Genomic DNA, 15,978 nt, shown 5'->3' with positions numbered 1-15,978 from the left:
GAGTTTTTTGATGAAATTTATCGATAATCAAGGAATTACAGATCCGCGTATTAACCTAGCTATAGAGGAATATATTTTAGAAAATTTCGGTGAAAAAGATACATATTTATTATTTTATGTCAATAAACCATCGATTATTATTGGCAGAAATCAAAATACGATTGAAGAAATAAATACAGAATACGTTGATGAAAATGGAATAAAGGTCGTTCGTCGCCTGTCAGGTGGTGGAGCAGTTTATCATGATGAACAGAATTTAAATTTCAGCTTCATTACAAAAGATGATGGAAATAGCTTCCAAAACTTTGCTAAATTTACTGAACCAATGGTACAAGCATTAAATAAGTTAGGGGTACCGGCAGAGATGCAGGGGAGAAATGACCTTGCTGTAAAAGGACGGAAAATATCCGGTAATGCGATGTTTTCAACAAAAGGCCGTATGTTCAGCCATGGAACATTAATGCTGGATTCCGAAATAGAAAATGTTGTATCCGCCTTAAAGGTTAGAAAGGAAAAAATCGAATCTAAAGGAATAAAATCCATTCGCAGTCGTGTTGCCAACATATCCGAATTTTTGGAAGAGAAAATTACAATGGATGAATTTAAGGAACTTATTTTACGTCATGTCTTTGATGTAGAAGATGTGAAGGATGTCCCGCGCTATGAATTAACCGATCAAGACTGGGAGGAAATCCATAAAATTTCTGAAGAGCGTTATCAGCAATGGGATTGGAACTATGGAAAATCACCAGCATTCAATATTCAGGAGTCCCATAAATTCCCATATGGTCTCGTGGATGTTCGGTTGGATGTTAAAAAAGGGATCATTGAAAACTGTAAAATTTACGGTGATTTCTTTGGGATCGGTAGTGTTCAGGTTATTGAGAATAAGTTAACAGGAGTTCGCCATGAGCGTAAAGCTATTGAAGAAGCTCTTGCAGATATAGATGTTCCTCACTACTTAGGAAAGATCTCCAAAGAGGACTTTATTAATTTGATTTATTAAGATTTAATAAATGGATGGAAGAGGCTAACTCTAAAGAGGGAGCCTCTTCTTATATGTTATACAATAAAATAAGCTAAAATAGAGAGGACGATGGATGTAATTACCATGGCAATTAACGGTTTCATTGCTTTGGTGCGTAAATCCTTCAGGCTAACACTAAGTCCTAGACCTACCATTGCAGCAGTTAGTAACCAGGTAGATAATGTATAAACCCCATTCATAACCTCATCAGACACAGGGATTATATTTCCGAAAACGTATGTACCTAAAATACTAAATATAATAAACCCAATTAGAAACCAGGGAAATGCAATCTTAGTACCAGGTTTACTTGATCCATTGTTTTTAAGTTTAATCACATAAATTAGAATAAAGCATAATGGAATGAGTAGGAATACACGTCCCAGTTTAGCAAGCAGGGCCATTGCCAGGGCATCTTCTCCAGCAGGTGCAGCTGCAAGTGCAACATGGGCGAGCTCATGCAGACTAATACCTGACCATATCCCATAATCTATATCTGATATCGGAAGAATGGGACGGATTATCGTATAAATTATTGAAAATATCGTTCCCATCAAAGCAATTATGCCAACACTAATTGCTGTGTCTTCATCCTTTGATTTAATGATTGGAGCAACAGCCGCTATAGCCGCAGCTCCGCATACTCCAGTACCCACACCTAATAATAAAGAAATCGTTGTATCAGCTTTTAATACTTTTGCAAGCCAAACCATTAAAAAGATGGTAAAAATGATAACACCCGCATCACGAATAAGTAATCCCAGCCCATCACTAAGCACTATATTAATATTTAATCTCAGACCATATAATATGATTGCTAGTCGAAGTAATTTTTTTGCTGAAAATGTAATGCCGCTCCTTATTAATTCCGGATACCCAAAAAACTGACGATAAATAACTGCGATAATAATAGCACAGGCTAATTGACCAACATAGGCAAATCCAGGTATTAGGGCTAATAAGTAACCTGCTAGTGCAATTAAAAAAGTAAATACAATCCCGCCGATCCAAGCCCATTTTGTGTTTAAGTAGGGATTTTTTTGCTGTGGTCTTGCTTGATTTTTTTGTTTTTCAATAGTCATAAAAGTTTTACCTCCCTCTATCTAGCGTAATCGAACCTTTGCTATAATTAAAATAAATAATTATAATACTTATAATAAGTAAATTGATATAAAAGGATGTTCAAAAAGTCCGGTAAAAATGACACTTCGAATTTCTTCGTTGGCGATAGTGGATCTTCTACTAAGACCGCCCACGTCCTGTGGGCAACGTAGAAGTCAGCACATCCTGTGCAAGCCCGTTGCTCACGTATTAACTGCATACGTTCCGCTACTCAAAGCTACGGCGCCTCGAACTTCTCGTTCCTTTTTATCCTCCTTTTTGAACACGCACTATAATTAAAGATTGGTAGGGTTAAGAAATGGATCAACATTTACTGGTATTTATAACCGTAGCAGAAAGACAAAATTTTTCACGAGCAGCAGAGGAATTACATATGACACAGCCTGCAGTCAGCCAGTATATTCGTGTATTTGAAGAAAATATTGGCACAAAGTTATTGGATCGAACGAATAAGTATGTTCGCTTAAATAGAGCTGGGGAAATCGTTTATCATCATGCAAAGGAAATTATCGGGCTGTATACAAAGATGCAGAATTTAGTGGATGACCTGTCAAATAAAGCTAGTGGGCCTCTGCATATAGGTGCCAGTTATACTTTTGGCGAATATGTATTGCCGCATATTATTGCTCGTTTACAGAAAATCTACCCAAACATTCAACCAGCGATAACCATCGGAAATACCGAAAAAATTGCGAGTTTGGTTGCAAGTCACCAATTGGATATCGGTATAGTGGAAGGTAATTTTAAAAATAAGCAATTATTAATGGAAGCTTTTGCAGAGGATTATATGGTAATTGTGGCCTCACCTTCCTATAAATTATCAGGTCAGGCTGGGTTTATAAGAATAAGTACGCTTGAGCAGGAAATGTGGATTGTACGTGAGCAAGGGTCGGGAACTCGGGAGGCCACTGAAAAGATGTTTGAGCGCATTGGTATTCAACCTGAACGAAGAATGAATTTTGGCAGTACACAATTGATTAAAGAAGCGGTGGAAGCTGGACTTGGAATAAGTTTATTATCGCAATGGACAATCCAAAAGGAATTAAAGAATGGTGATTTAAAAGTAATTAAAATAAATGGCCTTCCGTTCACTCGTCAATTTTCGTTTATAACGAATTCTCCATTTCAAACGAAGGCATTAGAAGTATTTATTGAATTGCTGCATGAGAAGTAATAAGCCTCCCCTCTGGAAAAATATTTTTATGGTTGATAATAAAAGCGTTAGCGCTCATTTGAAACAATACGGAAGTGAGAGAAGTCTCATTAGCTGCTAGATGAGGGTGATAGTTGTTTTGTTCCCCGATACCAACAAGTATTATAGGTTCTCACGTAAAAAAAATGTTAGCGCTTCGACTTGAATTTTAATGATCTGTATTCTATAATTAATATAAATTTTACAATAATTATGAATGATTGTTCATTCATAATTAAAGGGGGACTGTTTATGAATTTAAGTGATCAATTATCAATTACTGCTAAAAAACATCCAACAAAAACTGCTTATATTTTTCAAGATAAAGAAACGAGTTATATGGAATTAGATGGAGCGGTAAGAAGGTTTGCTTCAAGATTGGAAAAGCTAGGCTATAAAAAAGGCGATCATATTGCTTTAGTAGTTGGAAATAGCCCATATTATATAATCGGCTTGTATGGTGCTCTAAGGTTGGGACTTGTCGTTATCCCGATTAATCCATTGTATACAACACATGAGATGACATATATTTTAAAGGATGGAGATGTTAAAGCTGTAATTACAATGGATGTATTGCTTGAAAAGTTTGCTGATATTGCGGATAAACTGCCAGAAGTTAATCATTACATAATCTGTGAGTCAGGAGCTGACCTAGAGTTCGATCAAAATTTACTTTCTGCTAAATTGAAATCGTTTACACATTTAATTCAGGAAGGAAATACGGACTATAGTGCTCCAGAGCTTACGGATGAAGATCTAGCAATTATTTTATATACTTCCGGAACTACTGGAAAACCAAAGGGGGCCATGTTAACACATAAAAACTTATTCTCTAACGCAAAGGATGTTGCTGATTATTTAACAATAAATGGGCAAGACCGTGTAATAGCGGCATTGCCAATGTTTCACGTGTTTTGCTTAACAGTAGCTTTAAATGCACCATTAATGAATGGGGGAACGATTTTAATTATGCCGAAGTTTTCCCCACAGGAAGTATTTCGAATTACGAAGAAATATAATAGTACAGTATTTGCTGGTGTGCCAACAATGTATAATTATTTATTGAAAAGCGCACAAGAAAATAAGGAAGACTTTGCCGGAATTCGTTTATGTATTTCTGGTGGGGCTTCAATGCCTGTTGCTTTATTAAAGGAATTTGAAAAAGCATTCGAAGTACAAATTTCAGAAGGCTATGGTTTATCAGAAGCATCACCTGTGACATGCTTTAATCCATTAGATCGCCCTAGAAAACCGGGTTCGATAGGGAGGAATATCATAAATGTTGAAAATAAAGTAGTTGATGAGTTTGGGATAGAAGTTGAGACAGGTGAAGTTGGTGAATTGATTGTTCAGGGACCAAATGTGATGCAGGGTTACTATAAAATGCCTGAAGAGACAGCAGTAGCCTTAAAGGACGGATGGCTTTATACGGGTGATATGGCTAGGATGGATGATGAAGGGTATTTTTACATTGTAGACCGTAAGAAGGATCTGATTCTCGTCGGTGGATATAATGTTTATCCAAGAGAAGTGGAAGAGGTCTTATATTCACATCCCAACGTAACTGAAGTAGCTGTAGTTGGAGTTCCTGATTTTAAATCAGGTGAAGCAGTAATGAGCTTTGTTGTTGTCGATGATGTAACGGTAACAGAAGAAGATTTGATAGAGTATTGCAAAGAGCAATTAGTAAAATATAAAATCCCTTCTAAAATTGAATTTTTAAACGAACTTCCAAAAAATACAACTGGAAAAATTCTTAGAAGAAGTCTTCGTGAAAAAATTGTGAATGAAGCACACTTATTGTAATAATTGTGGTATTGAATGAAAGGTGCTTTTCGCACAACCTCTTTTCGTAAGTTTTGTTTCAATTCGATGTAAAAGACGACGTAACTGCTGAGTTGTTTGATTTGGCTCCGTTGGGCGTAGAAAAGCGCTTGGGACAAGCAGTAGCCTGGATTAAAAAAACACCTTGAAGCTATTTTGCTCCAAGGTGTTTTTTGCATGCAACGTATAAATTTCATCACTTAGGGGCAATCTAAATAAAAAAAGGATTGTCGTGTGATGAAAAATAATAATGAAATTCCAGAGCTGGCTACATTTACTTTATTAAACCCAGATTTTCATATCATGGAAGAACACTATCCAGAGGAAATTAATCGCACAAATGCTGAAAAAGTGGATAAAACCGCAGAAAATGTAGAATAAAAAAAGTTTTTTTGAAAAATTTTGTTTTTATCTATCTTTTTTACTGAAAATTTGATAGATTATAATATAAGCCACTTTCTTTTCATTTAACATTGAAAGGAAGATGAAAAAATGTTAAGTGAATATTATATCCCATCGTATGAAATTACCCCAATGACATTGGCCGTTGTAGCCAAACAAGACAGATTAGGCACGCTTACTACGTTTATATTTGAAGAAGAGGAGGAATACGTTGTCGATCGTTCTCCGAGTAAGATCATAGATTATGCCTGTAAATTTTTTGGTGCAAGTCTAAAAGGCAGACAGGACGGAACCAGGGATATTTGTGGAATTACACATAAAGCCCCGATTTCCATCGATCCTACCAGTGGAATGTATTTCTTTCCTACCACCTCACCGACGAATTCAAAATGCTCATGGATTGCTCATTCCCATATTGATAAAGTGAATAGGGCCGCAAATCATTGTACACAAGTAGTTTTCAAAAATGGCAAAAATGTTATCCTTGATGTTTCTTATGGCTCTGTGCTGAATCAGATCCAACGAACAGCACAATTCCGCTACTTGCTTGATAATCGGATTAAATTTTTGCAGCAGAATAAGATTGAAGTGGTGGCAGAGCCTTTCTCAAAAGTTCCTGCAGAATTGTCTCAACCTTTTTCCGAATGGCAGGATTGAAGTAATTTCGCTTTTCTTCTCGCCCCTGGCACAGGAAAAGATAGGATGAAAAAGAATCATTTTTATTTAATGTAACAACGCTTATTTTCTTATTCTCCATTGTATTTCGCAGGTTTCTACGTTCCTTTACAGCCTCAGCCGTCATTTTTTCTAATAGCTTAATATATGGATCTTTAATTTTAAATGCCCCTGTTTTGATGGATTGAATATCCTGATTTATCACGATGATTGCCATGGAGAGAAAGAGAAAACGTGAAGCAATCTGTAATTCTTCGTCACTAAGATAACGCATGTGTAATCCTCCTTTACAAAAAGAACGTTTGTTCCCTATAATTATATTATATGATAAAAGTAAAAAAAATAACATAAAAAATTAAAATAAACTTGGAAAATGAAAAGAAAGTGGCAAAATGTTAATAATACTATGCAGATTTCATAGTTTACATTAAAATAAATATAGAGATACTATTAATAAAGATCTATTTGTGAATGAGGAGATTTTAATTAAATGTATGTATTTAGCATCAAGTTATCTGATTGGAGAATCATGCTTGAAAACGACAGACTAGACGAATATATTATGCAGCTATTAAGTGATTATGAAAGCTTAGGGCCCCTACCAGGAATTCTGTTACCATTTATTGAAGCATTTCTACCTTTTTTACCATTGTTTGTCTTTGTTTTTGCAAATGCAGCCGCATATGGATTATTAGAAGGGTTTTTATTGTCTTGGATGGGATCAAGCCTAGGAGCTATTCTTGTTTTTCTTATTATTCGTAGACTGGGAAATAAACGAATATTTAAAGCAATACGCAATAATAAACAAGTGAAGAAAGTAACATCATGGCTGGAGAGGCATGGGTTTGGTCCCTTGTTCCTCTTAATGTGTTTCCCGTTTTCCCCATCTGCAGTTATAAATGTAGTTGCAGGGTTATCGAAAATTAGTAAACAGCAGTTTATCCTTGCTGTATTTTTAGGGAAATCAGTTATGATATTTTCAATAGCGTATATTGGAACAAGTATATTGGAATTCGCAAAAAATCCAACAAAGACTATTGTGGTAGGTATTTGTATTGTGTTATTTTGGATGGTAGGTAAATATTTGGAGAAAAGAATCGAGAAGCGATCACAGCTAAAGGATGCCAAAGAGGATTAAATTACCTCCAATCAGGGTATGCTGTAGGTAGAACAGTACTCTGAAGGAAGGTTCAGTATGAGGAAAATAAATTATCGTAGAATTGTTCCAGTGATCTTTTTTGCGATAGCCTTGGCATTGATTTTTCGCTCCGTTTTATTTGCAAGTTATGTAGTGGATGGTGAATCGATGCAGCCGACATTATACGATGGCAATTTGTTGATGGTAAACAAAGTTATTTATAATTTGGAGGATGTGGATCGCTTTGATGTTATCGTATTCCATGCAAATGAGGAAGATGATTATGTGAAGCGAGTCATTGGTCTACCTGGTGATGATATCGAATATAAAGATGATAACCTATATATAAATGGAGAATATGTAGAAGAAGAATTTCTTGAACCATATATTCAAGCAAGTAATATGGAACCATACACAAACAATTTCACATTATCAGAAGTAACAGGTAAGGAGACCGTGCCTGACTCTAAGCTGTTTGTGATGGGCGATAACCGCTCAGACAGCCTTGACAGCAGATCCTTTGGTTTTATATCAACGAATCAGCTAGTAGGAAAAGTAGGAATGAAATATTGGCCATTATCCAAGGCGAGTGTAATGCTTGGCAAATAACTATATTAGAGCTTTTATCTCTGGTAAAATAGAGGGATAAAAGCTTTATTTTTTAAGAAGTAAGAAATTATCAACGAAAATCGGCTTTTTCGCCGATTTCTTCAAATCTGACTACTGGTCTCTGACCTCTGGAAAGACATTTTAGCATTTTTCTCAGTAGATAAGTGGCAAAACGTTTCCTAATCTGGAAAAAGTAATATTTCGAAGTAATTGCATCAATACTAACAGGAGTGGAGGTTTGAAAATGGGACTCCGATTTTTATTGGGAAGAGCAGGAACAGGGAAAAGTGGTAGATCTTTGGATGAAATAAAGGAAAAACTAGTAGATAGTCCACAAGGCTCACCGATATTTTACATTGTTCCAGATCAAATGACGTTTCAACAGGAATACGCATTATTTAATGATAAAGATATAAGGGGAAGCATTCGCACGCAGGTAGTTAGTTTTTCGCGTCTGGCGTGGCGTGTACTGCAAGAGACAGGTGGAAGTACAAGACAATTCATCAGTTCAGTTGGTGTTCAAATGATGCTTCGAAAAATTATTGAAGAAAAACACGGGGAGTGGCGTGTTTTTCAAAAAGCAATGGAGAAGCAGGGATTCTTAAATCAACTGGAGAAGATGATTACGGAGTTTAAACGCTATCAGATTACACCGGAAGTCCTGCAACTACAAATAGATCAAATAAACCAATATGTACATAAAGAACCTGGAGAAGAAGCCTTGGCTGCAAAATTAGACGACTTGGTTTATGTTTATGAAAAACTCACGCTTGCATTAAAGGATAAATATATTGATAGTGAAGATCAATTACAGCTGCTTGCAGCTAAAATACATCAATCCACTTTACTGAATGATGCTGAAATTTACTTTGATGGATTCCACCGGTTCACCCCACAGGAGCTCATTGTAGTGGAGGCATTAATGAAAAAATGCAAATGTGTAACAATTACTTTAACGCTAGATAAACCGGATAGGGATGTTTCTGAACTGGATCTTTTCTATCAAACAAGCGAGACCTATCATATACTGCAGCAAATCGCTCATGAAAACCAAATCACCATTGATGAAACAGTAGTTTTAGATCCCGCAAATGGAAGATTTAAAGATAGATCTTATTTTACACATTTGGAACAAAACTTCGATGTCAGGCCAGCTCCTAATTATGAACGAGAGGTACCGATAAGTATTGCAGAGGCTGTCCATCCACGCGCTGAAGTAGAAGGTGCAGCACAGGAAATTATTCGGCTCGTTCGGGAGGAAAATTACCGATTTCATAATATTGCAGTTTTTATAAGAGAAACAGAAACCTATCATGATCTCATTGATACCATTTTTAGTGACTATGAAATCCCCGTATTTATAGATGAAAAAAGAACTATGCTTAACCATTCACTGATTGAGTTTATTCGTTCTGTTTTAGATATTGTAGAGGGGAACTGGCGTTATGACGCTATTTTTCGTGTGTTAAAAACAGGGTTTATTCCTGAGTCTGATCGTGAATTCCCCTTAACCAATGATGCAATTGATGAATTGGAAAATTATGTACTTGAATATGGGGTTCGTTCAAGAGAGCGTTGGACTTCTGAATATGAATGGGAATTTCAGCGATTCCGTGGTTTTGACAAGAAAACTCAAACGGATTCAGAGAGAGAAATACAAAAGCGAATAAATAGGTATAAAAACCAGGTTGTACGAGCTTTACAGCCTTTTGATGAACAAATGAGAAATGCTTCTACAGTTCAGGAATTATGTGAAGTCACGTATATGCTGCTGGAAAATTTAGGTGTACCAAAAAGCCTGGAGCAAACTCGAGAACAGTTTGACAAGCTGGGAGAAATAGAAAAAGCCCGCGAGCAGGAACAGGTATGGAATGCGATAATCCAGTTATTTGATGAAATAGTGGAAATGGCTGGGGATGAGAGCATGACATTAACTACATTTCGTTCCACCCTAGATGCTGGATTTGAAACATTAAAATTTGCCCATGTTCCTCCGAGTATTGATCACGTTATTGTTGGTACCATTGATCGGTCAAGAATCAGCGGAATTAAGAGCTCTTTTTTACTAGGTGTAAATGATGGTGTCTGGCCGATGAAGCCACCTGCAGAAGGTATGATTAATGAGCGGGAAAGAGAAATACTTACAGAACATGGTCTTAGGTTAGCAGAAAGCAGCAGGCGACAATTGCTGGATGATTGGTTTTATATGTATATCGCCTTTACTGCGGCAAAAGATCGTCTTTGGATAAGTTATCCATTAAGTGATGAAGAGGGAAAGGCGAAAATGCCATCCCAGCTAATAAAAAGAATAGAAGATTTGTTTTCAGTTTGTAGCGATCATCTATTATTGCAGGATCCTGATGAACTAGTGGAGGTAGATCGGTTTATTACGACGCCTGTGAAAACAAGATCTGCTTTAACGGCACAGCTGGCAAGAAACCGGAAAGGATATCCAATTAATCCTATCTGGTGGCATGTGTTAAATTGGTATATGAAACATCAACCAAAATATAGTACAACCTATACGATTCTGCAAAGCTTGTATTATCAAAATAATCCGACCGATCTGTCACCTGCAACGGTTGAAAAATTGTATCCAAAACAGGTGAAAGCAAGTGTCTCCAGGCTAGAATCATATTATCGATGCACCTATCAGCATTTTGCCAAATATAGCTTAGAGCTTGATGAACGAAAAACCTTTAAATTAGATGCACCTGATATTGGACAACTCTTTCATGAAGCTCTAAAAACAATTACAGAGTGGATTCAGGTGGATGGTAAAGATTTTGCACAATTAAATAAAAAGGACACAGATGCCTATGCAGAGAAGGCTGTTGTTCATTTAGCTCCCATCCTACAGCATCAAATATTGCATAGCTCAAATCGTTATAAATATATTCAGAAGAAGCTTCAGGAAGTCATTGCCCGAGCAGCGTTTGTATTAAGTGAACAGGCAAGACAAAGCAGTTTTTCACCTGTTGGTCTGGAGCTAGGCTTTGGAATAAATCAAACATTACCACCTTTAACAATGCCGCTTCCAAATGGATTTGAATTGATGTTGGGTGGACGAATTGACCGTGTTGATAAAGCATTGAATGAAGATTCATTATTTTTGAGAATTATAGATTATAAGTCAAGCGCTAAGGGGCTGAATTTGATCGAAGTTTATTATGGATTGGCACTGCAAATGCTCGCATATTTGGATGTGGTTATATCACATTCTGAGCGTTGGCTTGGTAAGCAAGCAACACCAGCCGGCGTCCTTTATTTCCATGTGCATAATCCAATGATATCTGGAAAAACAAAAATGACGGATGAAGCTATCGAGCAGGAAATTTTTAAAAAGTATAAAATGCAAGGGCTGCTTTTATCAGATGAAGAGATCGTTAAGCTTATGGATACATCACTCGCATCAGGTTCAAGCCAGATCGTACCTGCAGGTGTTAAAAAGAACGGTGGATTTTACAGTTATTCAAAAATCGCTGATAATGAAACATTTACAAGTCTACAGCAGCATATTCATCAGCTGATGATGCAGGCAGGAATTGATATGACATCAGGTGGGGTGCATCTCAACCCATTTCAGCATAAGCAAAATGTTGCTTGTACATTCTGTTCATTTCGTTCTGTATGTCAATTTGATCCGATATTGGAAGAAAATAATTACCGGAAGCTTACCGATTTAAAAGATGATGATATTTTAGAGAGACTCCGAAAAGAGGAGGAACATAATGGTTAATTGGACGAGGGAACAAGAAGAAGCAATTTATACCGATGGCAGTGATGTGCTTGTTGCTGCAGCAGCTGGTTCAGGAAAAACTGCTGTACTTGTGGAGCGGATTATTCAAAAGCTGCTGAACAAGGAGAATCCTATTGATATTGATTCATTGCTTGTCGTTACATTTACGAACGCAGCAGCTCAAGAAATGCGGAACCGGGTAGGATTGGCACTTGAACAAGCATTGGCTGAAGATCCAGGTTCCATGCACTTGAAAAAACAGCTATCATTACTGCAGAGAGCCTCGATATCGACACTGCATTCCTTTTGTCTTGATGTGGTAAAACAATATGCCTATTTGCTGGATATCGATCCTGCTTTTCGAATTGCCAATGATATGGAAGCAGATCTGATCAAGCAAGAGGTAATTGATGATTTATTTGAGGAATGGTATGGAAAGGAGGGAGAAGTTCAGGAAAGATTCTTCGCAGTTGTCGATCGATTTTCCAGTGATCGAAGTGATGTGGAAGTTGAGGATCTTGTGCTTAAACTTTATACATTCGCTGTGCAAAATCCATGGCCGGATCACTGGCTTGATCAGCTGGCTGAGACATACAATGTGCCTGAAGATTGGCAGGAATCGCAGCTGGATTGGCTTTCTATTATAAAAAGAGAAGTAAAGAGTCAATTTGAAGCGATCGAACAGGAAATGACTCTTGCGCTGGAGTTAACAAAGGAAAGGGATGGACCTTATCAATATGCGGATACCATTGATACGGATTTTTTAATGCTGAAGGAAGCTCTTGCACATCTTCATTCCTGGAATGATTTACAAACGTATCTGGCCGGAAGTGTATTTGGAAGACTTTCAAGCAAGAAAGCAGATTGTGATGAGATAAAAAAAGATAGAGTAAAAACATTGCGTGAGAGCTATAAAAAACGCTGGGAAGGTATGAAGAAAGATTGGTTCAGCCGTAATTTAACCAGTCATGTTGATGATATGCGTGAGCTGGCACCTGTTATTAAGCAGTTAATAGAATTGGTAAAACAGTTTAAAGCTCGGTTTACAGAACAAAAGCGAGAGAAAGCAATTGTTGATTTCTCTGACCTGGAGCATTATTGTCTAAAGCTTTTAGTTGATGAAACTTCAACAATGGATCAGCCCATACCTTCAAAGGTTGCCAATCAGTTCAAGAAACAGTTCAGTGAATTGTTAATTGATGAATATCAGGATACCAACCTCGTTCAGGAAACCATTTTAACTTTAATCAGTGACGAAACAGGGTCCGGGAATATGTTCATGGTCGGGGATGTGAAACAAAGTATATATCGCTTTCGTCATGCAGAACCATCTTTGTTTATTCAAAAATATAAACGCTTTGCCAGAGATGAAAATAAGGCAAAGCGAATCGATCTGGCAAGTAACTTCCGAAGCAGAGAGGAAGTTTTAATAGGTGCAAACTATATTTTTAGACAGATTTTTGATGAGGAATTAGGCGAAATAAATTATGATGCAAAAGCAGAATTAATCTATGGAAATAAAATGTATGATGACTTGCCTTATAACGAGCCACATCCCGAGCTGCTTATAGTTGATAGGGAAGCACCAGAAGAAAAAGAGGATGTCTCTAAAGAGGAAGAAGATTATCAGGATTTAGAAAAGGCACAGCTGGAAGCAAGGGCATATGCAGAAAAAATAAAAGCCTGGATCGGCCAGAAAGGAGGACCTCCACTTCAAGTTGTTGATAAGGTGACACAGACGCAAAGGGATTTGCAATATCGTGATATCGTAATTTTAATGCGATCGATGACATGGGCGCCTACAATTGTAGATGAATTAAAAAAGCAGGGAATCCCAGTCTATGCAGAGCTTTCAACCGGATATTTTGAAGCAATCGAAGTGAAAATCATGATCAGTCTTTTGAAAATCATTGATAATCCGCGGCAGGATATTCCGCTCGCTTCCATATTACGTTCACCGATTGTCGGGTTAAATGAAGATGATTTAGCCTCTGTTCGCCTTGCAGGTAAAAATCAATCATTTTACGATGCATTAAAGCTGTTTGAAAAACAAAATACAAATGTCGCAGCCACGAAAATAATCAGCTTTCTTGAAAAACTGGAACAATTTCGCCTGGACTCCAGACAAGGCGCCTTATCGGCATTAATCTGGGATATTTATCGGGAAACAGGCTACTACGATTTTGTCGGTGGTATGCCAGGTGGTAGGCAACGTCAAGCAAACTTGCGTGCACTATATGATCGTGCCAGAGGCTATGAAACAACATCATTCCGCGGCTTATTCCGCTTTCTCAGGTTTATTGAACGGATGGAAGAGCGTGGTGATGACCTTGGTTCAGCGAGAGCATTAAGTGAACAGGAAGATGTTGTCCGAATTATGACAATTCATAAAAGTAAGGGACTGGAGTTTCCTGTTGTGATTTTAGGTGCAATGGATAAACAGTTTAATTTACAGGACTTAAAACAAAAGTATTTATTGCATAAAGATTTAGGTTTTGCCAGCAAATACGTTAATCCGGTAAAACGAATTACGTATCCAACATTGTTTTACCATGCGGTAGGACAGGAAAAATTACGCGAGCTTCTCGCAGAAGAAATGCGGGTATTGTATGTTGCGCTTACCCGGGCAAAGGAAAAACTCATAATGGTTGGCAATGTTGCTTCATTTGAAAAGAAACAGCAAAAATGGCAAAAAATGATCGATCATTCCCAGTGGGTATTACCTGCGCATTTCCGGATGGAATCCAAGACATATCTGGATTGGGTGGGTCCTGCTTTAATACGACATCAGGAAAATAGTTTATTAAGAACTCAGGAATTAACAGATGCTGTAATAAATGAAATCCGGATTGATCCTTCCAAATGGAGCGTTTCTGTTATCCATGGCAGCGAGCTTACAAATTTGGAAGAAACAACAGCGGAAGCCAATTTGGCACTAAAAAGGAATATAGTGAACTGGACCCCAGTAGAAGTTCAGGATGATATGTTGGAAAAAGAAGTAGATGATCGCCTGTCCTATCAATATCCTTTTGCTCAAGCAGCAAGGTTACGTGCCAAACAGACAGTTACAGAAATTAAGCGACAGTGGGAAATAAAGGATGAATATAGTGGAGATCAGCTTATCCAATCACAATGGACACCTATTGTAAAACGACCAAATTTTATGCAAAAAGAGAAAACAATTACTGCTGCTGATAAAGGGACTGCAATGCATACAGTAATGCAGCATTTGCCAATAGATAGACGATTAAACAATGTTGAAATTTATGAATATGTAGCAGCAATGGTAGATAAAGAGATATTAACCAGAGAAGAAGCAGAAATAATAGATGTGAATTCTATTGAACAATTTTTTAGGACAGAAATTGCAGCATATATGATGGAGGTTCAATCACTAAACCGTGAAGTACCGTTCAGTCTTTCTTTACCGGCAAGTGAAGTGTATGCAAGTTGGACAGATGATACAGATGAAAATGTCCTGATTCAAGGTGTGATCGACTGTATTGTTCCAAAGGATGATGGCTGGATTATCTTGGATTATAAAACAGATGCCATTAATGAAGAAGTTACAGAAGATGTTAGAGAGAAGCTGGTAGAGAGATATAAAATACAAATGGAGCTTTATCGATATGCAATAGAAACTATTTGGAAGCAACCTGTTAAAGAAACGTATTTATATTTCTTTTCCAAGCAGCTCATTGTAGAAGTACCAAGTGAATAACGACATGAGATCAACCTTTTATAATGCAGGGTTGATCTTTTTTTGTGGTTAACTGTTCAGCCCAAGCTTTAGCGGGAAGTGAAGGATGCGTAACTGTCCGTGTTTCAGCTCACGGGCTGATGTTTCCGCTCTCGAGCAGATGTTTCCGTTCTCGAGCTGATGTTTAGTCTACCCATGCTTCTATATAAAAACGTTGCCCAAACTTGGCTTAGCACCATAATTGTCTCTTTATACTGCTACATTTAGGTGAAGTTCATTGTTTTGTCATGAATGCGTTTAATTCGTGATGGAAATCACACAGCCATGTGATTTGAATCACTTAGAAAAAACCATTTCCAAAATAAGATAGAAGTAAGAAAAAAATAGGGAGGGGATTTCAGATGGAAGAGAAAATCACTAGCACAGTCACTAGCACAGAAGAAGAGCAATCATTAAAGGGTACCCTGTTTTCCACATTAGTATTTGTTGGCGGTGGAATTGTCGCATTTATATTATTACTGTTTATCGTTTATATGACAAGAGTTTAAGA

Annotated in this window: 12 protein-coding genes; 10 read left to right on the top strand and 2 right to left on the bottom strand. The window is 37.3% G+C overall.

Annotated elements, in window-relative coordinates:
• Positions 1 to 10: 10 nt before the first annotated feature.
• Positions 11 to 1,006, top strand: a complete 996-nt coding sequence (gene lplA, locus AC6HVZ_RS05215; protein WP_497557088.1) for a lipoate--protein ligase — start codon at positions 11 to 13, stop codon at positions 1,004 to 1,006.
• Positions 1,007 to 1,062: 56 nt separating this feature from the next.
• Here the strand turns inward: lplA and AC6HVZ_RS05210 are convergent, their stop codons facing one another.
• Positions 1,063 to 2,109, bottom strand: coding sequence for a YeiH family protein (locus AC6HVZ_RS05210; protein ID WP_497557087.1), 1,047 nt, complete (start codon positions 2,107 to 2,109; stop codon positions 1,063 to 1,065).
• A 338-nt stretch (positions 2,110 to 2,447) separates the two neighbouring features.
• On the opposite strand from AC6HVZ_RS05210, the gene AC6HVZ_RS05205 reads away from it, so the two are divergent.
• From AC6HVZ_RS05205 to AC6HVZ_RS05190, 4 genes are all read left to right on the top strand, one after another.
• Positions 2,448 to 3,323: a LysR family transcriptional regulator gene (locus tag AC6HVZ_RS05205; RefSeq protein WP_497557086.1), complete on the top strand. Its 876-nt coding sequence runs from the start codon at positions 2,448 to 2,450 to the stop codon at positions 3,321 to 3,323.
• A 270-nt stretch (positions 3,324 to 3,593) separates the two neighbouring features.
• Positions 3,594 to 5,147: a fatty acid--CoA ligase family protein gene (locus tag AC6HVZ_RS05200; protein ID WP_497557085.1), complete on the top strand. Its 1,554-nt coding sequence runs from the start codon at positions 3,594 to 3,596 to the stop codon at positions 5,145 to 5,147.
• 255 nt (positions 5,148 to 5,402) lie between these two features.
• Entirely contained in the window at positions 5,403 to 5,546 is a 144-nt protein-coding gene (locus AC6HVZ_RS05195) for a hypothetical protein (protein ID WP_497557084.1), read from the top strand.
• Positions 5,547 to 5,657: 111 nt separating this feature from the next.
• Positions 5,658 to 6,224, top strand: coding sequence for a competence protein ComK (locus AC6HVZ_RS05190; RefSeq protein WP_497557083.1), 567 nt, complete (start codon positions 5,658 to 5,660; stop codon positions 6,222 to 6,224).
• On the opposite strand, the gene AC6HVZ_RS05185 is transcribed toward AC6HVZ_RS05190, so the two are convergent.
• Positions 6,127 to 6,516, bottom strand: coding sequence for a YhjD family protein (locus AC6HVZ_RS05185; protein ID WP_497557082.1), 390 nt, complete (start codon positions 6,514 to 6,516; stop codon positions 6,127 to 6,129). The two genes, AC6HVZ_RS05190 and AC6HVZ_RS05185, sit on opposite strands and share 98 nt — an antisense overlap.
• A gap of 216 nt (positions 6,517 to 6,732) precedes the next feature.
• Between AC6HVZ_RS05185 and AC6HVZ_RS05180 the strand changes: the two genes are divergently transcribed.
• From AC6HVZ_RS05180 to AC6HVZ_RS05160, 5 genes are all read left to right on the top strand, one after another.
• The gene (locus AC6HVZ_RS05180) at positions 6,733 to 7,380 is read left to right on the top strand and encodes a TVP38/TMEM64 family protein (RefSeq protein WP_497557081.1); all 648 of its coding nucleotides are present in this window, start codon (positions 6,733 to 6,735) and stop codon (positions 7,378 to 7,380) included.
• Positions 7,381 to 7,437: 57 nt separating this feature from the next.
• Positions 7,438 to 7,989, top strand: a complete 552-nt coding sequence (gene lepB / locus AC6HVZ_RS05175) for a signal peptidase I (protein ID WP_497557080.1) — start codon at positions 7,438 to 7,440, stop codon at positions 7,987 to 7,989.
• Between the two features lie 244 nt (positions 7,990 to 8,233).
• On the top strand, positions 8,234 to 11,728 hold the full coding sequence (gene addB / locus AC6HVZ_RS05170; protein ID WP_497557079.1) for a helicase-exonuclease AddAB subunit AddB: 3,495 nt from the start codon (positions 8,234 to 8,236) through the stop codon (positions 11,726 to 11,728).
• Positions 11,721 to 15,449 (top strand): helicase-exonuclease AddAB subunit AddA, encoded by a 3,729-nt coding sequence (gene addA, locus AC6HVZ_RS05165; protein ID WP_497557078.1) that lies wholly within the window; start codon positions 11,721 to 11,723, stop codon positions 15,447 to 15,449. The genes addB and addA overlap by 8 nt, the downstream gene beginning before the upstream one ends.
• 380 nt (positions 15,450 to 15,829) lie before the next feature.
• Positions 15,830 to 15,976: a hypothetical protein gene (locus tag AC6HVZ_RS05160; protein ID WP_497557077.1), complete on the top strand. Its 147-nt coding sequence runs from the start codon at positions 15,830 to 15,832 to the stop codon at positions 15,974 to 15,976.
• Positions 15,977 to 15,978: the final 2 nt, after the last annotated feature.

Source organism: Oceanobacillus sp. NCCP-135 (assembly GCF_059698015.1).
The sequence above is the reverse complement of the archived record's forward strand: the minus strand, read 5'-3'. Positions and strand labels throughout refer to the sequence as shown.